The 23,007-nt window shown below is 61.4% G+C and carries 20 protein-coding genes and 1 pseudogene; all 21 read right to left on the bottom strand.

From position 1 onward, the window contains the following. Nucleotide 1 precedes the first annotated feature (1 nt). The 21 genes and pseudogenes from tssJ to tssA all read right to left on the bottom strand — a co-directional run bounded on the left by tssJ (nt 2) and on the right by tssA (nt 22,599). A complete protein-coding gene (gene tssJ, locus P8H27_RS06485; RefSeq protein ID WP_289635902.1) occupies nt 2–478 on the bottom strand; it encodes a type VI secretion system lipoprotein TssJ in 477 nt (158 codons plus the stop codon). A gap of 5 nt (nt 479–483) precedes the next feature. Continuing rightward, complete coding sequence (gene tagH / locus P8H27_RS06490; RefSeq protein WP_289635903.1) at nt 484–1,680, bottom strand: type VI secretion system-associated FHA domain protein TagH; 1,197 nt, start codon at nt 1,678–1,680, stop codon at nt 484–486. Nucleotides 1,681–1,699: 19 nt separating this feature from the next. Next, nucleotides 1,700–1,831: a type VI secretion protein gene (locus tag P8H27_RS06495; RefSeq protein ID WP_374761337.1), complete on the bottom strand. Its 132-nt coding sequence runs from the start codon at nt 1,829–1,831 to the stop codon at nt 1,700–1,702. Nucleotides 1,832–1,849: 18 nt separating this feature from the next. After that, entirely contained in the window at nt 1,850–3,994 is a 2,145-nt protein-coding gene (locus tag P8H27_RS06500; RefSeq protein WP_289635904.1) for a lipase family protein, read from the bottom strand. A 5-nt stretch (nt 3,995–3,999) separates the two neighbouring features. Then, complete coding sequence (locus tag P8H27_RS06505) at nt 4,000–4,827, bottom strand: hypothetical protein (protein ID WP_289635905.1); 828 nt, start codon at nt 4,825–4,827, stop codon at nt 4,000–4,002. Continuing rightward, on the bottom strand, nt 4,824–5,669 hold the full coding sequence (locus P8H27_RS06510) for a DUF4123 domain-containing protein (protein ID WP_289635906.1): 846 nt from the start codon (nt 5,667–5,669) through the stop codon (nt 4,824–4,826). The genes P8H27_RS06505 and P8H27_RS06510 overlap by 4 nt, the downstream gene beginning before the upstream one ends. Further along, entirely contained in the window at nt 5,666–7,744 is a 2,079-nt protein-coding gene (locus P8H27_RS06515; RefSeq protein WP_289636515.1) for a type VI secretion system tip protein VgrG, read from the bottom strand. Before P8H27_RS06515 ends, P8H27_RS06510 begins: the two co-directional genes overlap by 4 nt. Before the next feature lie 156 nt (nt 7,745–7,900). Then, nucleotides 7,901–8,359: pseudogene (locus tag P8H27_RS20625) on the bottom strand (putative adhesin); the annotation flags it as partial. Between the two features lie 103 nt (nt 8,360–8,462). Next, on the bottom strand, nt 8,463–9,974 hold the full coding sequence (locus tag P8H27_RS06520; RefSeq protein ID WP_289636517.1) for a sigma-54-dependent Fis family transcriptional regulator: 1,512 nt from the start codon (nt 9,972–9,974) through the stop codon (nt 8,463–8,465). Nucleotides 9,975–9,984: 10 nt separating this feature from the next. Further along, nucleotides 9,985–12,588 carry a type VI secretion system ATPase TssH gene (gene tssH, locus P8H27_RS06525; RefSeq protein ID WP_289635907.1) on the bottom strand — a complete coding sequence of 868 codons (2,604 nt, stop codon included), beginning with the start codon at nt 12,586–12,588 and terminating at the stop codon, nt 9,985–9,987. A gap of 6 nt (nt 12,589–12,594) precedes the next feature. After that, on the bottom strand, nt 12,595–13,632 hold the full coding sequence (tssG, locus tag P8H27_RS06530; protein WP_289635908.1) for a type VI secretion system baseplate subunit TssG: 1,038 nt from the start codon (nt 13,630–13,632) through the stop codon (nt 12,595–12,597). 76 nt (nt 13,633–13,708) lie between these two features. Next, complete coding sequence (tssF, locus tag P8H27_RS06535; RefSeq protein WP_289635909.1) at nt 13,709–15,499, bottom strand: type VI secretion system baseplate subunit TssF; 1,791 nt, start codon at nt 15,497–15,499, stop codon at nt 13,709–13,711. A 28-nt stretch (nt 15,500–15,527) separates the two neighbouring features. Further along, nucleotides 15,528–16,136: a hypothetical protein gene (locus tag P8H27_RS06540; protein ID WP_289635910.1), complete on the bottom strand. Its 609-nt coding sequence runs from the start codon at nt 16,134–16,136 to the stop codon at nt 15,528–15,530. Then, nucleotides 16,136–16,642 carry a carboxypeptidase-like regulatory domain-containing protein gene (locus tag P8H27_RS06545; protein WP_289635911.1) on the bottom strand — a complete coding sequence of 169 codons (507 nt, stop codon included), beginning with the start codon at nt 16,640–16,642 and terminating at the stop codon, nt 16,136–16,138. Before P8H27_RS06545 ends, P8H27_RS06540 begins: the two co-directional genes overlap by 1 nt. A 72-nt stretch (nt 16,643–16,714) precedes the next feature. Next, nucleotides 16,715–17,092, bottom strand: coding sequence for a hypothetical protein (locus P8H27_RS06550; RefSeq protein ID WP_289635912.1), 378 nt, complete (start codon nt 17,090–17,092; stop codon nt 16,715–16,717). Continuing rightward, nucleotides 17,089–17,760, bottom strand: coding sequence for a hypothetical protein (locus tag P8H27_RS06555; protein WP_289635913.1), 672 nt, complete (start codon nt 17,758–17,760; stop codon nt 17,089–17,091). The genes P8H27_RS06550 and P8H27_RS06555 overlap by 4 nt, the downstream gene beginning before the upstream one ends. 1 nt (nt 17,761) lies before the next feature. Continuing rightward, a complete protein-coding gene (locus P8H27_RS06560; RefSeq protein WP_289635914.1) occupies nt 17,762–18,286 on the bottom strand; it encodes a PAAR domain-containing protein in 525 nt (174 codons plus the stop codon). Between the two features lie 10 nt (nt 18,287–18,296). After that, nucleotides 18,297–18,704 carry a type VI secretion system baseplate subunit TssE gene (gene tssE, locus P8H27_RS06565; RefSeq protein WP_289635915.1) on the bottom strand — a complete coding sequence of 136 codons (408 nt, stop codon included), beginning with the start codon at nt 18,702–18,704 and terminating at the stop codon, nt 18,297–18,299. 271 nt (nt 18,705–18,975) lie between these two features. After that, complete coding sequence (tssC, locus tag P8H27_RS06570; RefSeq protein WP_289635916.1) at nt 18,976–20,451, bottom strand: type VI secretion system contractile sheath large subunit; 1,476 nt, start codon at nt 20,449–20,451, stop codon at nt 18,976–18,978. Nucleotides 20,452–20,476: 25 nt separating this feature from the next. Further along, nucleotides 20,477–20,983 carry a type VI secretion system contractile sheath small subunit gene (tssB, locus tag P8H27_RS06575; RefSeq protein WP_289635917.1) on the bottom strand — a complete coding sequence of 169 codons (507 nt, stop codon included), beginning with the start codon at nt 20,981–20,983 and terminating at the stop codon, nt 20,477–20,479. A 53-nt stretch (nt 20,984–21,036) separates the two neighbouring features. Next, nucleotides 21,037–22,599 (bottom strand): type VI secretion system protein TssA, encoded by a 1,563-nt coding sequence (gene tssA, locus P8H27_RS06580; protein WP_289635918.1) that lies wholly within the window; start codon nt 22,597–22,599, stop codon nt 21,037–21,039. Nucleotides 22,600–23,007 lie beyond the last annotated feature (408 nt).

The raw sequence follows: 23,007 nt of genomic DNA on the forward strand, positions 1-23,007 counted from the left end.
CTTATTCTCCGTCCGCGTCGAGCAGTGGGCCGATGCCCTGGGCATCGAGCTTGAGCACGCGGGCGTTGCGCCCTTCTTCCTGCAGCGGAATCACCAGGCGCCAGTTGCTTTCCGGCAGATCGCGGTAGGCGGCGAGCACACCGACATAGCGGCTGCCCGGCTGCACCGAGAGTTTCAGCTCGCGCTGCTCGCCCGGCCTTAGCTCAAGCTCTTCGAGGGTCACCAGATCAGGCGATAGGGTTTCTTTCGGGCGCTGATAGAGCGAGAAGAAGTCGGCGTTTTCGAAGGCCACCGGGTGCTTCAGCTCGATCAGACGCAGCACGATCGGCGAGGGTCGGCCATTCAGGTCGGGGTTGAGCTGCTCGCTGCCATTCAGGGTCAGATCGAGCTTGGTCATCTGCGAATACGGCGACAATGCCGAGCAGCCGCCGAGGGCCAGTAATGTGGCCAGCAGGGCCAGGGGCAGAAAGCGATGCATGGGGATCATCCTTGAGCGTCGTTGTTGAGGGTGGCGATCAGGCGAACCTGTTCTTCATAGGTGTGGGCGAAATCGCGGGCGAACAGGCGCTCGCTCCAGTCGTCGTTCTGCGTAAGCTGCGTGTGCAGACGGCGATAGGCGCGCCAGCGGCCGCCGGCGGTGGCGATCAGCGGCTTGCGCCCTTCGCGCTCGAAACGCAGGCTCAATTGTTCCGGCGACAGTTGCTCGAACATGCCTTTGACCGCCGCGCGGCTGGCGGCGAGCATGGCCACTTGATGGGCTTGCAGGTCGCGGAAGCTGTGGCTGATGGTCTGCGCGGCGCTCAGTTGGCCGGCTTTGCCGCCGCGTAGTAAGGCGCTCAGGGCTTCGCTACTGTCGGCGGTGTGCTTGAGCGGGTTGTTGCCGGCGCTCTGCACCGTGGTCAGCGCCAGGCGCAGTTCGTTTTTTAGTTCGCTGCGGGTGCGCAGGCTCTGTTGCAGGCTGCCGATGCTCTGCTTCAGCAGTTTTGCTGCCTGCAGCGCCAGGGCTTCGCGGTCATCGTCGTCGAGGTCGTCGAGCTTGACCCCGAGGGCCTCACCGAACTTGTCCCAGAAGCTCGGCGGCAGCCGCACCGGCTCCGGCGCGCGCTTGGGCTGCGGTGCCGGCGTCGGCATCACCAACTCGGGCACCTGCAGGTTTTCCTCGTCGATCTGTGCGTAATCGCGCTGCTGCGCCTGCACGTTGTGCGGTCGCAGGATCGCGGTCAGGTCATCGACCTCGGCGTACACCCGCTCCTGCTGTTCCAGGGCGGTGAGCGGATCCAGGTCGAGAAAGGCATCGTCCGGGATGATGCTGCCGGCCGGCTGCGAGCGGCCGATCTCACCAGCGAACAGCGCCGGATCCTGAATCAGTCGCGCGCGAATCTCGAACTCGCCGAAGCAATACACGCTGCCATGCTCGATACGCTGCGCCTCGCCCTTGCGCAGGCTGGCACCGCTGTCTTTCAACTGGATGCCGTTGCTGCTGGTGTCGGTTAGAAAGAAGGCGCCATCGCGATAGCTCACCTCGGCATGCCGCCCGGACAGCACGCGCTTGCGATCGGGGATCACCCAGTCGCATTCCTCCGCCCGGCCAATGATGCCGCCGGCTTGCTTGAAGGTTTTGGTGGTCAATAGACCTGGCACGAACTGCTGTGCACTGACCACATCGAAGACCAGTTCCATGGTGGTTAACTCCTTGCGGTCAGTTGCCGCGTTGCGCTGCTTGCGGTTCGCCCAGGGGGCGGTATTGATCGTCGCTGAACTTGTAATTGCCGGTGCAGCCGGTGAGGGCCAAGGCCAGGGCGAGCAGGGCGGCGGGGTAATGAATCTTCACGAGGTCACCTTTTTACTGTTATGCGTATTGGGGCTGATTGGATACGGGGAGACGGGCGTGCATAGGAGTCTTGGATGGCTTGTTTCTCTCGTGTTCTTGCCAGCGGGCAACGAGGCTTTCGAGCTGCGGATTCTCGGCCTGCGCGCCGTAAAGTTGGGTTTTGCTGATGCGCTGCTGCGCCAGCGTTTCGATTCGGCGCAGGGTTCTGGGCAGGCGCTGCCTTTCCTCGCTGGCGCGGCCGATAGAGCGCTCGAAGTCCTCTCGGCGTGACGCAACCGATCCACTCTCATGGCGATGAGCCACGTCGTAACGACGCCAGGCTTGCTGCTCCCAGGCTTCTAGATTTCTGCGATAACTGTCGATCTCTTGCTGCAGCCACTGCCGTTCACGTGCGGTGAGATAGGTGCCAGGGGGCGTCTCGCTGGATGCTTTCCAGCGCAGCAGCGTGGCATGGCATGCCGGGACATAACCGGTGGCCATGAAGTGCAGGCTTATGGACCAAAGCTGGGTAATGAACGCCGCACGGTCTGGCATGTCGGCTGCACCCACTTTGTTCGCGTAGTAGGCGCAGGCGGCATCTTCTATGCCTTGGCAGTCGGGTTGCCATAACACGGAAGTTTCTTCGCCCTTGCCAATCGCCAGCGGCAGGAAGTGGTGTTGGGTGCCGTGGTGCTGGTAGGCATCGCCTTTGAAGTTGGCTACGCCTGCCAGAAAGGCCGCGCCACCGATACCCGTGGTGCCAGTGATTAGTGCAGCTGCGCCCGTCAGCATCAGGCGCTTGTCCGTATCCATCCAGGTTGCCGGCACGCTGGGGATAGGATCGTTATGGTTGACCAGGCGGTGGTGAGCCAGTGCTGTTGCGCCTTCCACGAAAGCCTTGTCGCCAGCGCGGGGCGCGCCATAGGTGTAGAGCAGAACGTCATACTCAAATTCTCGGCGTATCCATTCAGCCAATAACAGTGCAATGGCGCCGCCCAAACTATGGCCGCAGACAACGATTTTCTGTCCTGTATAGAAGTTGTCCAGATAAGGCGTGACGAATTTTTTGACGGCAAGAAAGGCCTTATAGAAACCTTGGTGAGCCTGGCCCACTCCTTCCTTATAAGGGACTTGCGCAGCATCAATATCCCGCCACAGATCCGGAGGGTTTTCCTGGGTGCCGCGTATGCCGATCAGGATCATGCGATCGTCGTGGCTGATATAGGCCTGGGTATTGGTATCCAGGTCATTAAGGCTATGCCGCTCCCACGGCTGTTTGCGCTCCTCTTCCTTGGTGTAGCGCTGGGGGTCGTAAGGCACCACTTCCAGACGTTTGGAATAGGGGACGTCTTCCAGGATTGGATGGAAGTCCTTGGCCGCGCCGAACTGGTTGGGCTCTTCGTTCAGCTTGCCGGTTTGGATATTGCCAAGTCGGGCATTGAGCACATGGCCTACTGTGCCGGGTACCGGATACTTCGGCGGCAGTGGCTGTCCTGCTTTAAATACCTGGCCGAAGTCGGCGTAGGCGAGGTTGGTGAGAAGAGCCAGTTGGTAAGCGTCCAGTGCGGAGAATTCTGGCGTCAGCGATAACAGTGGCCGCCAGGCGCGCAGCGCCTTGACCTCCAGTACATGGTGCTTGTTGGGCGCCAGGGCGACACCGAATGCCGTCGTTTCCTGAGCTCGACCAGTGCTGGCTGCCAGTACTGTTGAAGGACGTGGCGAGAGAATCGTGGAGGCTGGTGGTAGGTGACTGCCGACTTCCACCAGGTCGCGCACCTCCACCCGATAGAACTCGCCTTTCTCACGTGCGGCGCGAGTCGGGCTTGGGCTGGGCTGATCGGCTGGCCGGCGTAGGGTTTGTTCGGCCGCGACTTGCAGCGCGGTGATAGGGAGGGCGTAGTTTTTTCGGTCGATGAGATCTTCGTACCATTGATCCCCACCCTCATATCGCTCTGGCAAAGCAACTAAAGCTGGGCCGCAATAAATATTTTCGATCAGAGCATATCCATCGCCATCAAGTAGCCCGGTGTATTTTTCGCCCTGTTTGTCGACCAGCTGATATGGCAGGCCGGCATAAGGCGCGCCATTGCCGAACTCGTCTACCAGGCGAAAGCTCACCCAATGGGTGCGCAAAGGGCACTGTTGAACCTCCGATGAAAAGGCCTGGGTAAATGTCTCGTCCATGAGTGTCACTCCGTACAGTTCGGATAAACCGTGCATTCACGGCCATTCATTTGGAAAGTTTTGAAAATGGGTGGTTGCTGGCAGCGGGACGAATTGTCTTTACCTTGGCAAGACTTCCAGCCCGCCGTGGTCTTGATCCAGCGATTGTTCATATAAGGCTCTTCTTCTATGGAGCGCTGAAACTCCACCCGCACCATCTTGCCATTCAGCTCGTCCCGTCTTACCGAGGCACCCACACCGCTGCGTTGGTCGTAGTCCTGCGGCACCTGCCATTGCCCATCGGCTTTGTGGCAGGTGAGAATTTTTCTCAAACGGTTTGATTTGCCTATCACACGAAACAACCACATGCATTTGCCTTGCAGTTCCAGGGTTCCGCTGGCAGGGAAGCGTGGTACGGATTCGGGCAGGGTGTCGTAAACACCCAGTGATCCGCCGTCGCGCCCAAATTCGCTATCCCTACTGCCGTAAGTGGCGAAAGCCAGCAAGTCCACATTGACCAGCTTCATCTCGCAACCGCCTTCGTGGTAGGCCAGTGGAATGCGGTAGCTGAAGTCCTGCGGCGCGGCCTTGGTCTCGGTCTCTTGCTGCTCGATATGCTTGCGCGGTACCTGCCCGCCCATGCCGGGGCTGTAGACGGTGCAGGCCATGGGCTGTTCCGGCTGGTAATAGGCGGTGTACTTGAAGGCGTAATCGGCCGGCACACTGCCGCTAAGGGTGAAGTTCGCACGGCTGGGATAGCCAGCAGCGGAGATCACCCCTTCCTTGGCGGCGTTGCCGACCCAGGAGCAGGCGGTCAGAAGCGCTAGGGCGGGCAGCAAAAAATAATGCTTCATGCCTGGGTCTCCATGCTGATCAGGGCGCTGAAGGTCGAGTGACAACGCACAAAATGAGTGTCGGGGGATTCGTTGGGTTGAGGCTCCCACGCGGGATGTAATTCCAGTGCGCCGCGCTTTTGGTTCAGCAGCAGAAATAGCTGTTCCGCCGTCGTCCAACCCCAGCGTTCAGCCAGCTTGAGGCGATCGTCCAGCCAGGCACGAATTTCATGCTGTTTGGCAAGCGTGCTGGTGGCCTCCGGTTGGTTTTCCCATAGCCACTGTTCCAGGTTATCCAGACGAATTTCACGTGCTATGGATGCAGGTTCTGAATACAGCCAAGGAGCCGGCTGGCTGAAAGGTGAAGGGCCCGGTTGTGGATTTTCATGGCTGTGCCATGCATTGCTTTCCCAGCACAGGACGGAGTTCAACGGGCCGAGCAGTTGCGGTATCTCGTGTGCTGCCAAGTGGGCGAGACTGCGGGCGATAACTCTTGGATCCTGAAAACGATAGAGCGAGCGCTGACCTTCTTCGTCGATCAGCATTCGTGCGCGCCAGTGCTCGGCGAGTGCGGCAAGGTCGATATGTTCGGCGCTGGCCAGCCAACCCCAGTTCTGCTGCGGTGCCTCCAGCAGGCTATGCAAGAAGGTTGCGTCCGTGTCTGTCAGGCGAACTAACCAAGGGCCGACATCCGCCAGGTCGGCGAACTCGGTGCCTTGGTACAGGTTGACGTAGTCCTGCATCAGGTCTGCGCTGAACAGGGCTTTGATCGGATCCGGTTTTGCGAGGCGGTCGATAACCAGTACCAGTTCGCGTTGTTGGGCAAGCTGGTCGGCGAGCCAGCTTTGAGCGATTTCGATCATGCGCGGGCTCCGGTTTCGCAGACGCCTTCACGGCAGGCTTCGCAGATCGGGCAGCGGCTGGCGCCCAATTGCCGGGCCTTGCGCGCCATCAGCAATTGGCTATTGGCCAGGGCCAGTTGCGGCTTGGCACCTGCTTTGTCCTGATCTGCCGCGTTGGGGATGACTGGCAGTTTGATCTTGATGCCCGTGCCTTTGCCTGGGCTGCCGCCGGAGTTCATTTTGATATTGGCGCCGCTGAGGGTGACGCCGCCGGGGTCGAGTTTGAGGAAGCTGCCGCCGCCACTGGCGGTGAGTTCCATGCCGGCGTCTATCACCACCTTGCTGCCGGCGTAGTAGTGGATCTCGCTGCCGGCTTCGACGAACTGGCCGATGCCGACTTTCACATGCTGCTTCTGTCCGACCGTGAGGTGGTCGTCACTGCGGGCTTCCACCTTGCGCTCGGCGTGGGTGGTGCGGTGTTCTTCGGCCAGAAATTGGCTGTAGCTGTTGGCCTCGACCGTGTCGTGGCGCTGGTGGCCGACGCGGATTTTCTGGTCGTGCTCGATGTTTTCGTCCCAATCGCGCTCGGCGTGCAGGTAGATCTGTTCCTCGCCTTTCTTGTCCTCGATGCGCAGTTCGTTGTAACCGCCACCGCCTGGGCTGCTCAGGGTTTTGAAGACCGAGCGGGTCTTGTTCGCCGGCAGTGGATAGGGCACCAGGTGTTCGGCGTGGTACAGGCAGCCGGTGACCAGCGGCTGATCGGGGTCGCCTTCGAGGAAGGTCACCAGCACTTCCATGCCCACCCGCGGAATGGCGATGGCGCCGTAGCGGTCGCCGGCCCAGCTGGAGGCGACGCGCAGCCAGCAGCTGGTTTTGTCGTTGCCCTGGCCTTCGCGATCCCAGTGGAACTGCACCTTGACCCGGCCGTATTCGTCGCAGTGGATTTCTTCGCCTTGCGGGCCGGTGACCACGGCGGTCTGGCTGCCGAGTACCTTGGGTTTCGGGTGGTTGAGCGGCGGGCGATGCAGCACATCCCAGGGCGTCGCGTTGAAGCGGTTGCGGTAGCCCTGCTGGAAGCCGTCGCTGGTCTGGGTGTGGCTGGTGACGGACTCCTCCAGCACTTGCGGCTGTTTGCCTTCATGGCTGATTTCCGTCAGCAGCCAGAGTTGGTTCCACTCCTCACGCGGGTGGGCGCTGAGGTTGAGGAAATGGCCGCTGACCAGCAACGGCTGGTCGCTTTCACCTGTGGCCAGCTCGTAGTCGCTGCGGTGGCGCTCCAGGTTGCGTTTGCTCAGGTGCTTGCCGCGCTCGCGTTCGACGAAGCGACCGGGGTAGTCGTAGTCCTCCAGATCCGGGCTGAACTCGCTGGTGAAGGCGGCTTCCATCAGCAGGCGCGGCTTCTCGAAGTCGTAATCGCGGCGGGTCACCCGGCTGCTGCGGGTTTCCAGGCGCAGGGCGAAGCGCTTGACCACTGGCTCGTCGGCGACCAGGCCGCTGTCTTGCTGATAGGCAGTGGGGGCCAGCTTGGGGAACACGGACTGGTCATCGCCGAACACCAGCACATGCCCGTTTGGGCTGTGCTGGAAGTGGTAGTGGATACCTTCTTCCTCGCACAGGCGCTGAATGAAGTGCAGGTCGGATTCGTCGTACTGCACGCAATAGTCGCGTTCGGGATAAACCGTCGGGCCGAACTGGAAGGCGTAAGCATCGCTCTGGATGCCGTGCTCTTCGAGCACCTGACCGATGATTTGCGCCACCGTCAGGTGCTGGAAGATGCGCTGGTTGCTGCGATGGGCCAGGTAGGCCAGCTGCGGGCGCAGACTGAGGTGATAACGGGCCAGGCGCTGGCCGGAGTCACCCTGGGCGATGCGGTAGATCAGGCCATGAATACCCCCCCCTTCTGGGGTGAAGGCGAGGAACGCGGGCTGGTGCAGCAGGCTTTCCAGGTCGAGATCCGGGCGTTCGCTGATCAGCTCCAGCTCGAATGCGAATGGCTGGCTGAGCGCTTCGCGGCCGCTGAATTCGAGCACCTGCAGGTCGTGGCTGATGGCATTGACGTTGAGGTTGAAACGGCTTGGCGTAAGGCTGGTGCCGATGCTGGCAGCGTTACCTATCAATGCGGTGGCGACTGCAGTGGCTGATACGGCGCTTTTACTGGCGCTCGGGGCTAATGTCTGAGCGGGCTGTTGAGGCGCCAGGGTTGGAGCCACATGAGTTTCGGGCGTGGGGTGCAGGAGGAAGTTGCGGCAAAACACGCAGTGGATTTCGTCATATTGCAGGCCGTGTTTGGACAGCTCACTGAAAACATCGCTCAAGGCGATCTTGCTGTTGGCCAGCAGCAGGGTCGGGGTCTTGCGGTTACGCACGGTTAGCACATCGACCCTTTCCCGCTTCGCCCCGTAGGCGATCGAGCTGTACTGGTCGTCGCTGTATTTAGACAGCAGGTAGTTGCGGGTTTGGCTGCCGGGCGTCTTGCGTTCGTAGGGCTGGACTTCGCCGCGCATGACGTTGCCCAACCCTGGGTCGGTCAGGGTCTTGCCGTCCGGGCCGTAGAACACCAGCGAGGCGTTGGCCGGAACGGGTAGGTGCATGCCCGGTACATAAGCGCCGTGACTGGTGATGATCAGTTTCTTGCTGGGTTGCCCGGGCGACTTCTGAAACAGGTAAAAGTGGTCGCCGAGAGCGGTTGCATTCGCTGGAGTGGGTTTCACGCGCAGACTCCTACGTGGCCAAGTCGCTGCTGGGCAAGCGCCGCACTTGCTGGGCTGAAATGGGCCTGGTTGGCTACCTTGAACATGCTCTTCTCCTTAAGCCTTAGACGTCAGCCGGGCTGATATTCAGCCGCTGCATGCGGTACAGCAGGGTGCGGCGCGGCAGACCCAGTTCGCCGGCGGCGCTGGTCTGGTTGCCGTGGTTCTTGCGCAGGCAGTCGAGCAGCAGGCTGCGTTCGACCCGCTCCATGCGTTCACGCAGGTGCATGCCGTGAGCGTCTGTGTTGCTGTCTTGGCGCAGGTTGAAATGTTCGGGCAGCAGTTCGCCGCCTTCACAGAGCAGTACCGCGCGCTCGACCAGGCCTTTGAGCTCGCGCACGTTGCCGGGGAAGGCGTAACTGGCCAGGTGCTCCAGGGTGCTGTCGGCCCAGCGGCAAGGATCGCGTTGCAGGAAGGCGCTGGCCTTCTCGGCGAAACTGCGCGCCAGGGTCAGGATGTCCTGGTCGCGTTGGCGCAGGGCGGGCAGCTCGATGGGGAATTGCGCCAGGCGATAGAACAGATCTTCGCGAAAGCGTCCCGCCTCGACCTGTGCGTGCAGGTCGCAATGGGTCGCGGCGACGATGCGCACGTCGACCTTGTGGGTTTTGCTGCAGCCCAGCGGGCGGACTTCGCCTTCCTGCAAGACGCGCAGCAGCTTGGCTTGCAGGGCCAGGGGCATGTCGCCGATTTCGTCGAGCAACAGGGTGCCGCCGTGAGCCGCATCGAACAGACCCTGATGGTCGCGGTCGGCGCCGGTAAAGGCGCCTTTGCGATAGCCGAACAGCTCGCTTTCCAGCAGGTTCTCCGGCAACGAGGCGCAGTTCTGCACGACGAAGGGCCGGCTGCGGCGGAAACCGCAATCGTGAATGGCGCGGGCCACCAACTCCTTGCCGGTGCCGGTTTCGCCGATCAGCAGCACGCTGACCGGGTTGTGCAGCACCTTGCCGATCATCTGATACAGCTCGCGCATTGGCGCGCTATCACCGAGCAGGCCATAGCCACTGGTGCAGGGCGGGGCAACAGGGATTGGTGCGTGCTCCGGGGGGGATGCGCGCAGGCGTTGCAGCATGTGCAATTGGGCGATCACGAAGCTGCCGAGATGGCCCAGGGAGCCGGCGAAACCGTGCAGGTTGCTGGACTCCCGGCTGGCGATCAGTAACAGGCCATTGACGCACTTCTGTTCGTCGAGCAGCGGCAGGCACAGCAGGCTGCGCCAGGCCTGCGCGGCATCCGGCAGAAAGCCGATCTGCTGCAGGCTGCTGTCCAGCTCATCGAGGCAGAGCACCTGGTTCTGGCACAGGCAATATTGCAGCAGCTGCTCGCCGTCGTAGTCGCTGGGCAGGCTGGCCTCGGCACGGGATTGCAGCAGGCCGTCCTGCCATTCGGCGCTAAGCGTCAGGCGGGTGTGGGTGTCGTCGAGCAGGTACAGCTGGCTCAGCGCACAGCCGGACAGCTGCGTGCATGCTTCGACCAGGCCGCCGAGCAGGACGTCGCTATTGGCCGCCCGCGCCAGGCTGGCGAAGTGCTGCAGCAGGGCTTCGGCATAGCACAGCGGTTGCGGCACCTGGTGGAACATCGGCGGCACCTTAAGCGAACTCACAGACCACCGTCCCTTCGCCGTCGAGGGTGGCGTGTACGCGCTGCAGGTTTGCGCCGCTGGCCATGGCGTCGAGCAGACGGTCGACCACCAGCGGTTGCAGATGTTGGTCGATCAGGTGATCGATCAGGCGTGCGCCGCTGTCGCTGTGGCTGCAGCGTTCGGCCAGGTGCTCCAGCAGGGCCGGGCAGTGGCTGAACTGCAACTGACGGCGGGCCAGGCGCTCGCCAAAACGCGCCAGCTTGAGACCGACCAGCTCATTGAGCACCGCACCATTGACTGGGTAGTAGGGCACCACACGCATGCGCCCGAGCAGTGCCGGCTTGAAGTGCTGGCTGAGGGTCGGACGTATCGCCCGCTCCAGGTCGTCCGCATCCGGTCGTTGGCCGTTCTGGCAGAGGCTGACGATACGCTCGCTGGCGAGGTTGCTGGTCATCAGGATCAGGCAGTTGCGGAAGTTAATCTCGCGGCCTTCGCCGTCATTGGCCACACCCTTGTCGAAGATCTGATAGAAGACGTTCATCACGTCCGGGTCGGCTTTTTCCACTTCATCCAGCAGGATCACCGAGTAGGGCTTCTGCCGCACCGCTTCGGTGAGCATGCCGCCTTCACCGTAACCGACATAGCCGGGTGGCGCGCCGATCAGCCGCGAGACGCTGTGCTTCTCCTGGAATTCGGACATGTTGATGGTGGTGAGGAAGCGCTCGCCGCCATACAGCAGGTCGGCCAGGGCCAGGGCCGTTTCGGTCTTGCCGACGCCGCTGGGGCCGACCAGGAGGAACACTCCGACCGGCGCATCGGCACGATTCAAGCCCGCGGCGCTGGCGCGCATCGAGCGATCCAGGGCGATGATGGCCTGCTCCTGGCCGCGCACGCGCAGGCCGAGATCGCTGGCGAAGGTCAAGACCTTGCTGTTGTGCTCGCGAGCCAGTTGGCTGAGGGGTACGCCGGTCCAGTGGCTGATCACTTCGGCGACCAGGCGCGGGCAGACTTCGAAGCTGACCAGACGCTCATGGGTCTGGGCGGCGCTCAACTCGAGCTGAACTTCGCGCAGTTCGGCCTCCAGTCGTTCCAGCTCGGCCGCTTGCTCCGGGTTCTCTTCGGCAGTCGTTGCGCGCACGCGGGCGCACTGTTTGCGCAGTTCGAGCAGGCGTTCGGCCAGCTCGCGTTGCACGATCCAACGGGTTTCGATCTGTTCCAGTTCGGCGCGGGCTGCGCCCAGGCGAGTCTCAAGCTGTTGCAGCGCGCCGGTATCGATCGGCAAACCGGCATCGAGGTCACGGCCCATGGCCTCGCCCTGCCGTTCGCCTTCGGCGATTTCACCACGCAGGCGCTCCAGGGCTTGCGGCGCCGCAGCCAGGCTGATGCGCACGCGGGCACAGGCGGTATCCAGCACGTCCACCGCTTTGTCCGGCAGCTGGCGGCCGGCCAGGTAGCGCGCCGACAGCTCGGCGGCGGCGACCACCGCGTCGTCACGCAGGTAGATGCCATGGCTCTTCTCATACACCGGGGCCAGGCCGCGCAGGATGGTCACCGCATCAAAGACCGTCGGTTCGTGCAGCTGTACCGGCTGGAAGCGCCGGGCCAGGGCCGGGTCTTTCTCGAAGTACTTCTTGTATTCGCTCCAGGTGGTGGCGGCGATGGTGCGCAGCTCGCCACGGGCCAGGGCCGGCTTGAGCAGGTTGGCGGCATCGCCGCCGCCGGCCTGGCCACCAGCGCCGATCAGGGTATGGGCCTCGTCGATAAACAGGATGATCGGCTTGGGCGAGCCTTTGACTTCGTCGATCACCCCCTGCAAGCGCCGTTCGAACTCGCCCTTGACGCTGGCGCCGGCTTGCAGCAGGCCGAGATCCAGGCACAGCAGCTCGACGCCCTTGAGCGCGTCCGGCACTTCGCCGGCGGCGATGCGCAGGGCCAGGCCTTCGACGATGGCGGTCTTGCCGACGCCGGCCTCGCCGACCACGATCGGGTTGCTTTTGCGTCGGCGGGCGAGGATGTCGATCATCTGGCGGATCGCCGCATCGCGGCACAGCACCGGGTCGAGCTTGCCGTCGCGGGCCTGCTGGGTGAAGTTGTGGGTAAAGCGCTTGAGGTTGGATTCGCCACCCGCCGCGGCTCTGCCGGCGGCTTCTTGCGGCTGCTGGGCCATAGCGAAATCGCGCAGGCGCTCGGGGTTGAGCTTGGCCAGCAGCGCCTGGTAATGGCTGCCGGCATAACGCAGCGGGTTGCGCAGCAGGGCGAGGATCAGCGCGGCCTGGTCGACCTGGTTCTGGCCGAGTTCCAGGTTGGCCACCAGCAGGGCGTCCTGCAGCCATTGCACCAACTCGGTGGAGAACACCGGGTTGCGCGACTCGTTGTGCTCGCCGCGCGGTTGCAGGGCGCGGGTCAGCTCGCCGGCGTCCACTTCGGCATCCTGCAGGGCGCGAGTCAGCAAGCCATCGGGACGCTCGAGCAGGCCGAGCAGCAGATCCTCGACCAGGATCTTGCTGCCGCCACGTACCACGCAGTGCTCGGCGGCGTTTTCCAGGTCGCGCTTGGTGGCGGCGTCGAGGGCTTGTACCAGTTGCTGTAAGTCGACGTTGATCATTTTCATCATTCCTTAATGAGTCTGGCTGCCGAGGGTGACCACGCCGTCGGCGTTATCGCGCCCCAGCCAGGTGGTCCAGCCCAACAGGCAGGGATTGTCCGCGCCGAGGCGCAGTTCGCGGATTTCGTCCTGGCGCAGTTCCAGGCGGATGTCGTAGTCCAGCGGGTCGCGCAGGGTGAAGCGCACCAGCGCGCACAGCGGCTGGTAGCCGTTGCCGATGGGCAGGAATTCATGGAAACGCTCCCAATCGAGCTGGCGCACATGGATGCGGAACTTGCCGCCGCGATCGCGCACGAACTCGCCAAGCACCAGGCTCTCGCCCAGTTGGCTGTTGGCCAGGCCGAGGCGGTTGCGTTGCTCGCCGAGAATCTCCACCTGGCGCTCCAGGCATTGCTCAATATGCAGCGCGGCGTGCTTGAAGTAATAACGCAACACCGACTCGATCAGCGCCGCTGAGTGGGCGCGCAGGCTGAGCAGGCCGAGGTAGGGCAGCAGGCGTTTCCAGTTCAGCTCCGAGGCGGCGCGGATCTGCGCGCCGCCCAGGCCGATCAGGGCGAACAGCTGCTCGGAGAAGGGATCCAGCGCGCCGCTCTGGAAGCGCGCGTGGTAGCGGTACTTCTGCCAGATCGGCAGCAGCAGACGTTGCAGGCGGTTATTGAACAGGTCGAGGAAGTCGCGCGTCGGGTTGCCGTCGACACTGTCGCCCAGGGCCTGTTCGCCGTAAAAGGCGGGCAGGGGAGAGCCGGCACCGCACAGGCTGACCAGGTTGATGCGCAGGCGTGCGCGCAGCTCGCCGTGTTCCTCGAAGAACTGCACGCGATCGATATCGCTACCGGGAAACCCCAGGCTCGGATTGGCCTGCAGCTCCAGGCGTTGCAGCAGCGCTTCCTCATCCAGATGCGGGTGAGTCGCGTGCAGGCGTTCCAGCACCAGCTGCACACCCTGAAACAGGCTGTATTCGCGGATGCCCCGGCTGAGCCGGGTTAGACCCGGCTCAAAGTCAGCTGCGCTTCGGCCAGGCGGCGTTGAAGTCGGGCTCAGAATGCTCATTTACACCTCGTAAACTGCGCTTCTTCGCCCGTCTTCGCCTTGCCTGGCTCTAGCTCGCATGCCTTTGCGCAGGGTCTCATAGCAGGGGCTGTTGCCCCATGCGCGGCGTCCATTGGTACACCTCTCCCTGGGTGCTCTGTACGTGCAGCTCGTGGTACGAGTTCAAGCTGGCGTACAGGGCGAAAAATTCATTGAGTACAGTGGCGAACAGAAACAGATCTCCCTCGCCGACATAGCCCTCGGGGTTCATCGTCAACTGGGTGCGCACACCGCGCACCGGCAGGCCGCGGTGCAGGCGGTCGACGTGCTGGTGGCTGATGCTCTTCAGGCCATCGAGCAGGCGTTTGCTGACCTTCTCCGCGTGCTGGTCGTAATAGCGCGGCAGGTCGTAGGTCTCGAGAATGACCTTGAGCGCCTCGACGTTGGCCAGCGATAGGTAGTTCAGCGACATGTTGCTGATCAGCTTCCACAGGAAGTCGCGGTGCAGCGGCGGCGCATAGCTGGGCGTCACCGCGCTGATATTGCGGAAGCTGAGGAACTCCGGGGTGTCTTCGCTGGGCAGGCAGATATCGCCCAGGCCCAGCTGGCGCGGCAAGTTCTGGTTGGTGCAGGTCAGCTCGATCGACAGCGTCTCGTGCTGATCGAGGTTGCGCAGGCCGAAGCTCAGGTAGGTCTCCAGGCCATCGCCGAGCATCGACGGTTGCTGCCGTACGCTGTAATGCGGACGGGCATGGGGCACGTCGAAGCTGGCGTCGTGCTCGAAGGATTCGAACGGCACGTACTCTTCATAGCCCTTGCCGCCGGGCTTCCAGCCGGTGACGCGATCCACCGAGAACACCCCGCAGTGCTGCGAATCGAACTCGGCCGGCAGCAGCAGGTACTGATCCTGCTTGCCGTCCAGGCGGATCGGGATGGCGTCGTGGGCGAACAGGTTGACCACCGGCGTGCAGTACAGGCGCACGTTGTCCAGGGTCGGGCGAATGCGCTGCACCCCGGCCTTGTGGATATCGAAGCGCAGCTCGAGGCCGCGCGCTTGTTTGAGCAGCTCTGGCGGCAGACGCTTGAGCGCATCCAGGCCCTTGAGGTCGACGAACAGGAATTTTTCCTGGAAGGCGAAGTATTCCTGCAGGTAGCGGTAGCCGCGGAAGGTGTTCAGCGGATAGGGAATCAAGGCTTCGTCTTCGCCGAAACCCACCGGCTGCACAGTGCTGCTGGGCAACTGCAAGGCCGCGACCGGCTGATCGAAAGCATCTACCAGCGGCTTGCCGGCACCATCCATCAGCACCAGCTGAATGCCGCCCAAGTGCCGCAGCAGGCTCAGGTAGAGCAGCTGGCTGATATAGCGCTCGCCGGCCAGGTGCAGGCGCAGCTGCTTGAGGTCGAGGTCACCGAGGTGACCATCGGCGCTCATCGCCAGACGCAGGCTGAGCAGGGCGCCGTCGCCCTTGACCGAGTAATCCAGGCTATTCAGCGCCAGCGGCAGCACTTCGGTGGCGAAGGCGGTGCGGAAACGGCAGGTCACGCCCTGGATCGGCTTGGACTCCACCGGCGTATGGCGCGGCACCGGCAAGGCCGGGCCGGGACGCTTGAGCGGGTCGAACTGCAGCATGCTGAACGCCGGCAGCGGCCGCATATAGTTCGGCCACAGCAGGTGCATCAGCGAATGGGTCAGCTCCGGCAGCTCGTCGTCGAGCTTCTGCCGCAGGCGCCCGGTGAGAAAGGCAAAGCCCTCCAGCAGCCGCTCGACATCCGGGTCGCGCCCGCTCTGCCCGAGAAACGGCGCCAAGGCCGGACTGCGCTCGGCAAAACGCTTGCCCAGTTGGCGCAGGGCAGTGAGTTCGCTCTGGTAGTAGTGGTTAAAAGACACTGATCGTTCCCTGATGGTTTTGTGTGGTTCAGCGGCGTGGAGCATGGAGCGCGATGAACTCCCGCCAGCCTTCGCTCACTGCGTGGCGAGCCAGGTAATTCGTCTGCTCTTGTTCGGTCAAGTTGTTCCAGAAGGGCAGCCAGCGGTAGCTCCACCAGTAGTCCATGCTGCCCTGCAAGCTGCCGAATGTGCCGGGGTCGCAATTTGGAAAGCTTTCGCTGGGTGTCGGAGGTTGCAGGCTGGAAGCCTGCAACGCCCTGAGCAGCGCAATACTATTGGTTATCAGCGTCAGGTTGAGTCCGCCGAACTCAGCGCAGGAAAGACAGGTGAGCGTGTCGCCTTGCTCGTTGTGCCGTACTTGCCAGCCGTCGGACTCAAACTGCAGGCCTGTAAAGCCTTGTGCTGCCAGCGCGGCGAGTACCTTCTGATCGTCTCCCGTTCTCAGCAGCGCATTGATGCAATAGGCATGGATACCTTCCTGACTCAAATCGTGAGCACTGGGGTAGGCATTGCTCGAGCCCATATGGGCTCGTGTTGTTGCCTGCGAAAAGAGTTGCGCCAAATCGTGCTGAGTGAGAGCACTCTTGTTTCGACACCAAATGCCGAATAGCTGACGGATGTACTGGTTGACGGACATCAGCTGTTCATCCCTATGGCTGGGTCGTCGCAAAGCCAGGCGGATTTTGCGGGGAAATACGTGTAATTGTTGGGCGTGTGTTCTGGAATCAGTGCGAGGTTTTCTAAGGCTGGCAGCGCTGCTGCGGAACACCAGTGCTGATCCATCCATACGCAGTAACGGGTTTTGAATCCCGGAGCGGCTATGGTCAGCACGGTGCTGCATGCAGGAGCATCCGTCAGTAAGGTAATCAAGCGAAAGTCTGAGTGAGCGTCAAAAGCAAAACGCCCTTGTGTATCGCTGCTGGTTTTATAGATCCGTGACATATCGCTGCCAATATTCAACTTCAGCTCGGCACCGCTTACCGGCAGCCCGCTTTCGACTGACACCAGATTGCCCTCGATAGACGGATTGACCGGCACCGTGTGCGGGTAGATCACGCAGGCGCTCAGTGACAGGCTGATGAGAAGTGTCATCGCTTTTAATGTTGCCGACAGAATCAGGCCACTGAATATGGTTTTACCCATGAGCATTAATTCTCAGCCGCTAGGTAAGCGGAAATGTCTATGCTTGGCATTTTCTTGATTTCTGACCTTGTGTTAATCCATGTCAATTGGCGTGCCATCCTGGTTCTCCAGTCGAAGCTGCTTGCCACTCTTTAGTTCGACGGTATCCCCGCCGTAGTAACCAAGAAACTCACTGCTGGCCAGCCTCTGATCTTGCCCGGTTACCCAGCCTTGAGCCCAAAGAGTGCCGTTCTCGTAGCGAATTTCGAGAAAGTAACGTGGTGGATCGGCATCCGTGATTTCAAAGAATGCCCCGCCATCCACACCACCGCTCCATTGGGCATTGGGGTGATCGCGTAGTGGCTGTGGTGTTGAGGCTATTGGCTCCATTTGGAAAAAAAGCACTGCGACCAATACCAAAGTAAGCAATAGTGCTGCGACCGCCAGAGATGCCCATTTCAGAAATTTCAATCCGATATCTCCAAGGTATCGCTGGCGTAGTCGTACTCCAGATCGGTGTTGCTGAGTTGAAACTGCTTCATATAAGCGCTAGGAATCACGACTGGTGGGCGAAAGGGGCTGTCCAGCTCAATGTGATCAACCAAATCAGCGACAAAAGTCATACAGTTGTGATCGCCGAGATCATATGCTTGGCGTTTCGGGTCGGAGTTCTCGGCCTCTTTGGCTTTGAGCCAAGCCAGTGCCTGATCGAACACTTGGCCTCGTAATACGACACCAGCGACTCTCCCTGACTGCCCATGCTTATTGGAGACTGCGCGCAGAGTTTTCTTTAACGATGACTCGGTGATCATTCCGCCTTTTAGAGTGACATCAGGAATCAACCCCGAGCGGGTTTTCCCATTTGGCCCATATCGGCCGTATTCGTAATATTTGGTAAGCCCAGTTTTACCGTTAACAACCAAGACCCCTGCGTGGCCCAGATAAGGGGCTTTCTGTGCCGGGATAGTAATTTTTCGGCCAAAAATCTCGGCTTCGTAGCCATCGATATGAATCAGGTAGTCAGGGAAAACCATAGGGATGACAAAGTCCTCCTGTCCGGCCAGATATAGCTGGGCAGGGCTTTGATCCTGAGTGGAGGTCGTTTTTACAGTACCGAGTGGAATGGCCGCTTCAGTCATATCATTCCCCTCGCAATACCCAGCCTGGCTTTACGGACAGGGCAACGGCTTGTGGCACATCTTTCTTGCCTAAGAGGCGAGTTAAACCATTTGTGTCAGTCGTGCCGTGCACTTCGCTGCCGTCCTCCAGGGTTGCGGTGTAGGCCATGTTTTTCATCGGTGCACCGCTTGCCTGGTCAAGCAACTGAATACAGATATCGAATCCCTTCGTAAGCAGTGGCAAGGGCGCTGTGAATACCGCTCCCCCTCCGCTCGTGCCGATAATCACCGTCCCCGAACCCGCCACAACCACGTTGCCATGGCTGCCCACTGTGCCAATGGTGGTCGCCGGCTTGCCGTTGATCAGCACGGTGGGAATTACCGCGCTGGCCAGGGCGCCGCCGCAGGCGGAGGCATCGCCCATGCGCGCGGCGGGCAGGCTATCGAACAGCACATCGGGCGAGCCGGCGGCGATCGGGTTGGTGCCGTGGCCGGGGATCGGGCAGGCGGTGGGATCGCTGAGGCGGGCGGCGGGTTTACCGGACATGGGGCTCTCCTTAATTGACCTTGACCTGTCCGCTGCCGTCCAGGCTCGCGGAGAAACTCACTTGGCGTTTGCACCCTTCGATGTCCAGCAGGCCTTCGATGGCGAAGCGCAGGCTGAGTGGATCGTGGTGGCGGGGCAGGGAAATCACCCGCACCTCGCGCAAACGCGGTTCGTACGCTTCGATAAAGCGTTCGATGGCGATACGCGCCTGCTGCAGTGAATCGTGCAGCGACAGGCGCATATCGTTGAGATCGGGCAACCCGTAGTCGGGCAGCGTTTGCACGCTGCCCGCCCGGGTGCTGAGCATTTTGGCCAGGTGGGTCGCGACCGACGCCATGGCAGCGACCTCGCGGCTCCAGCCAGCACGTTGGCTGGCTTCACCGCCGAGGCGTTCGAACAGGCTTCCGTACCCGGCCATAAGTCAGGTTCTGCCCACGAACAAAACACGCTGGCGACGCTGGCCGTTTTCGCGCAGTGCCAGGAAGGACGAACGTGGTGTGCTGCTTGCCCACGAGTTCGTCATGACGCCGCAATGCGCGAAAACGGACGCGTCCCGAAGGGTTGCGCCCAGAAACGCGCCAGGCTGCGTTAATCGACCCTTATTTGGAACAACCAAACCGCAGGTCTCGCGCCTTGCCTGGCGCGGTTCTGGGCGGCAACGCCGGTGTGTTTTGTTCATGGGCAGAGCCTCATTCCTTGTCCAGCTTGCCAACCAGGGACAGGGTGAAATCGGCACCCATGTACTTGAAGTGCGGACGCACGTTGAGGCTGACGCGGTACCAGCCAGGCTCGCCTTCGACGTCGCTGACGATCACCTGGGCGGCGCGCAGCGGACGACGGCCACGCACTTCGGCGCTGGGGTTTTCCTGGTCGGCGACGAACTGGCGGATCCACTTGTTGAGTTCCAGTTCGAGGTCGGTGCGTTCTTTCCAGGCACCGATTTGCTCGCGCTGCAGCACTTTCAGGTAGTGCGCCAGGCGGTTGACGATGAACAGGTAGGGCAGCTGGGTGCCGAGCTTGTAGTTCAGCTCGGCGGTCTTGCCCTCGGCGCTGGTGCCGAAGAACTTCGGCTTCTGCGCCGAGTTGGCGGAGAAGAACGCGGCGTTGTCGCTGCCCTTGCGCATGGTCAGGGCGATGAAGCCTTCTTCGGCCAATTCGTATTCACGACGGTCGGAGACCAGCACTTCGGTGGGGATCTTGGTTTCGATCTCGCCCATGCTCTCGAAGTGGTGCAGCGGCAGGTCTTCTACCGCGCCGCCGCTCTGCGGGCCGATGATGTTCGGGCACCAGCGGAACTTGGCGAAGCTGTCGGTCAGACGACTGGCGAAGGTGTAGGCGGTGTTGCCCCACAGGTAGTGTTCGTGGCTGTTGGCGACGTTCTCTTTGTAGACGAAGCTCTTCACCGGGTTGTCTTCCGGATCGTAGGGGTTACGCAGGAGGAAGCGCGGTACGGTGAGGCCGACGTAACGGGCATCTTCCTGTTCGCGGAAGCTCTGCCACTTGGCGAACTGCGGGCCTTCGAAGTGGTCTTTCAGGTCTTTCAGATCCGGCAGGCCGGTGAAGCTTTCCAGGCCGAAGAACTTCGGCCCGGCGGCGGCGATGAACGGCGCGTGGGACATGGTGGCGACACTGGCCACGTATTGCAGGGTCTTGATGTCCGGCGCGCTCGGGTCGAAGAAGTAGTTGGCGATCAGGGCGCCGACCGGCTGGCCACCGAACTGGCCGTACTCGGCGGTGTAGATGTGCTTGTACAGGCCGGATTGGGTGATTTCCGGGCTGTCTTCGAAGTCGTCGAGCAGATCCTGCTTGGAGGCGTTGATGATCTCCAGCTTGATGTTCTCGCGGAAGTTGGTGCGATCCACCAGCAACTTGAGGCCACGCCAGGAGGATTCCAGGGCCTGGAATTCGGCATTGTGCAGGATCTCGTCCATCTGCCGGCTGAGCTTGGCGTCGATCTCCGCGATCATGCGGTCGACCATGGCCTTTTTCACCGGCTCGTTTTCGTTTTGCGGTTTCAGCAATTCTTCGATAAAGGCCGACACGCCTCGCTTGGCGATGTCATAGGCTTCGTCGTCCGGAGTCAGTTTGGTCTCGGCGATGATGCGGTCGAGAATGCCGAGTTCGGCGGCGCTGTGGCCGCTCTCTACTGCTGCGCTAGTGCTCATTAATCAGCGTCCTTGTTAATTGGGATCAGGAGTCCAGAGTGGCTTTGGCGGCCAGGCCGAGTTCGCCGAGCACGCGGTCACGCGAGTCGTCGTCGGCGAGTACGCTTTCGATGGCCTTGCGGAAGGCCGGGGCATTGCCCAGTGGGCCTTTCAGCGCCATCAGGGCGTCGCGCAGTTCCATCAGTTTCTTCAGCTCGGGCACTTGCTCGACCAGGCTGGCCGGGTTGAAGTCCTTCATCGAGTTGATGTGCAGTTGCACCGCCAGCTCTTCATCGGTGGCTTCGTCTTGCAGGCGGTTAGGCACGCCGAAGGTCAGGTTGAGTTCCTGCTTGGCCAGCACTTCGTCGAAGCTGTTCTTGTCGATGCTGATCGGTTTGCGGTCTTCGATCTTGCGCTCGTCGGTGCGCTGGGTGAAATCGCCGAGCACCATCAATTTCAGGGGCAGTTCGATTTCTTCCTGAGCACCGCCGGTGGCAGGTTTGAAGGTGACGTTGATGCGTTCCTTGGGGGCTACCGAGCCTTCTTTGGCCATGGGTGTTCTCCTTTGCGTTTACGGCCCGGGGGCCTAGGGGGCGCTTATGCGCCCTACTCAAGCACCACTTCGAGATCGAGGTGGCACAGCCTGCGATAGATCTCTTCCTTGCTTTCGCGCACCGCATGGTTCTGCGGCAACAGCTCGCAACAGCTGTGCAACATGCGCAGTACGTCCAGGGCGAGATCGGGTTCCCAGGCGCCGAGGCCGGAAGCCTGCAGCGTCTGGTCTAGCGATTCGAGTTGGGTTTTGGCCAGCTCGTATTTCTTGGCGCTGAAGCACAGGCGGGCCAGGGTCAGCTGCCAGAAAAAGCGTTCGCGGCCGCCGCAGGCCTTGGCCAAACCCTTTTTAAGTTGTTGCACGGCCGCTTTCAGGCCGTCCTTACGCAGCTTCGGCAGGGTTTCCTGCAGGGCGACTTCCCATGCCGGTTGGCTACCGCCTTCATTGGCCGTCGGGGCACTTTCGGCCACCGCTAGCTGCAGGTGCGGCATGACGTGGGAGCTGATCCAGGCGCGGGTCTGGGCATCGGCAAAGGCGCTGCCGTCATGAAAGCGCAGTTCTGCCAGACCGTTCATGCGCTGCAGAAACAGCGCCAGCTGGATTTCCACTTCGCGCATCGCCTGCTCGGCATTGAGCCCTTCCAGGCACTGCCAGACCAGGTGCTGGCCGTCGAGCCAGAAGGGCGCGCGGGCGATACTGGCTTCCAGATCGACCAGCAGGTCGGCGTACTGGTCTTGTTGGTAACGCTCCTGATAGCTGGCCAGCTTGTCCGCAGGTAGGCCGCGCAGGGCGGTGATCTGCTCGGCGTTGCGTTCTGGCAGGCTGTCGATCGGTAGCCACAATAAGGTGCGGGCCAGACGCAGGGCGCGCAGGTCGCTGGCTTTCTGTTTCAGCCAGTAGGCGCACAGCGGCCGGGCATGGTCTTGCAGGCTGCGCAGGCTCTTGTGTGCGTCTTTTTCGCTGTCCACTGCTGCGCCGGGCGTGAGCATCTGGCTGGCGACCTGCTTGACCTGGGCCAGCGCCGCGCCGACGCTGCCCGGCTCCGGATGGCCCTGGCTGGCGCGGCTAACCAGTTCGTCCAAACGCCGGCACAGCGGCAGCAGCAGCGGCGCATCTTCGCCGAGGTGTTCGGCCAGGCAGGCTTCGAGGGTGCGCAGTTGTTCGGCCAGGTTGCGGAATAGCGCCAGTTGCTCGCCGATTGGCACATGCTCGGCCAGTGCCTGCTCCAGCCGTGGGATCAACCAGTTGATGGCGGCGGCACGGGTACGTGGCTTGCGCGGGTGCAGATCGTTCCAGTGATTGAGGCACAGGTAGTGCAGCAGGCTGAAACCGGCTTGCAGGCCGGCGAAGGATTCGCGCTGATACAGGCCCCAGATCAGCCAGGCGGCGACGCGCAGATCCTTGGAGTGGGCGCTGAGCAGGATCTCGCTGTTTTCGCGGATTTTTTGCCAATCGATGGCCGCGGTTTCATGCAGGGCGGTGGCCTTGCCCAGCTCGTTTTCCAGCACTTCGTATTCACTGGAATAGCGCACGTCGCTGCCGGCAAAGTCCCCTTCGTTAATAGGTAGTTTGGCCAGCTCTAAATAATGGGCAGTGAGCTTATTTGAATAGGTCATTCCATGATTCGACTTATGTCTGCGTGCAACTTTACGATCATCGACCCATCTGTTGGTCGGTCGCTTGCATACGATCCAAGTGCGCAAGAAGTTGCGCACTTGGATGTGCAAGAAGTTGCGCATATCCCTTGTGAGGTGGGCATCCTAGTCCCATGGGGCAGGCTGGGCAACCGCTGAAAGTGTGAAGCAGGTTGCAGCACTGGATATTGGCGGATTAATTAATGGGACTATAGTTCCGATTAACTATGTGAACTGATAAACAACTTGGTAAATGGATTGGGGGCGGTAGAGCTCTGAATCCATGGTTGTAAGCAATTACTTACTGGCAAACTAGTGGCGCGTCACATAAGTTGATGTGCAGAAAGCTTTTTATGTGAAGTTCGACTTGGTTTTTTACGCGCGAATTAT

The sequence above is a fragment of the Pseudomonas sp. sp1636 genome (genome assembly GCF_030376615.1).
Lineage (GTDB): Bacteria > Pseudomonadota > Gammaproteobacteria > Pseudomonadales > Pseudomonadaceae > Aquipseudomonas.

Coding starts and splice junctions, on each gene's coding strand:
- tssA (WP_289635918.1), bottom strand. CDS start 22,599: ATGACCTATTCAAATAAGCTCACTGCCCATTATTTAGAGCTGGCCAAA.
- P8H27_RS06510 (WP_289635906.1), bottom strand. CDS start 5,669: ATGATCGAAATCGCTCAAAGCTGGCTCGCCGACCAGCTTGCCCAACAA.
- P8H27_RS06520 (WP_289636517.1), bottom strand. CDS start 9,974: ATGTTCCACCAGGTGCCGCAACCGCTGTGCTATGCCGAAGCCCTGCTG.
- tssE (WP_289635915.1), bottom strand. CDS start 18,704: ATGGCCGGGTACGGAAGCCTGTTCGAACGCCTCGGCGGTGAAGCCAGC.
- P8H27_RS06540 (WP_289635910.1), bottom strand. CDS start 16,136: ATGTCCGTCAACCAGTACATCCGTCAGCTATTCGGCATTTGGTGTCGA.
- tssC (WP_289635916.1), bottom strand. CDS start 20,451: ATGAGCACTAGCGCAGCAGTAGAGAGCGGCCACAGCGCCGCCGAACTC.
- P8H27_RS06505 (WP_289635905.1), bottom strand. CDS start 4,827: ATGAAGCATTATTTTTTGCTGCCCGCCCTAGCGCTTCTGACCGCCTGC.
- P8H27_RS06555 (WP_289635913.1), bottom strand. CDS start 17,760: ATGACTGAAGCGGCCATTCCACTCGGTACTGTAAAAACGACCTCCACT.
- tssB (WP_289635917.1), bottom strand. CDS start 20,983: ATGGCCAAAGAAGGCTCGGTAGCCCCCAAGGAACGCATCAACGTCACC.
- tssH (WP_289635907.1), bottom strand. CDS start 12,588: ATGAAAATGATCAACGTCGACTTACAGCAACTGGTACAAGCCCTCGAC.
- tagH (WP_289635903.1), bottom strand. CDS start 1,680: ATGGAACTGGTCTTCGATGTGGTCAGTGCACAGCAGTTCGTGCCAGGT.
- P8H27_RS06500 (WP_289635904.1), bottom strand. CDS start 3,994: ATGGACGAGACATTTACCCAGGCCTTTTCATCGGAGGTTCAACAGTGC.
- tssG (WP_289635908.1), bottom strand. CDS start 13,632: ATGAGCATTCTGAGCCCGACTTCAACGCCGCCTGGCCGAAGCGCAGCT.
- P8H27_RS06545 (WP_289635911.1), bottom strand. CDS start 16,642: ATGGGTAAAACCATATTCAGTGGCCTGATTCTGTCGGCAACATTAAAA.
- tssJ (WP_289635902.1), bottom strand. CDS start 478: ATGCATCGCTTTCTGCCCCTGGCCCTGCTGGCCACATTACTGGCCCTC.
- P8H27_RS06560 (WP_289635914.1), bottom strand. CDS start 18,286: ATGTCCGGTAAACCCGCCGCCCGCCTCAGCGATCCCACCGCCTGCCCG.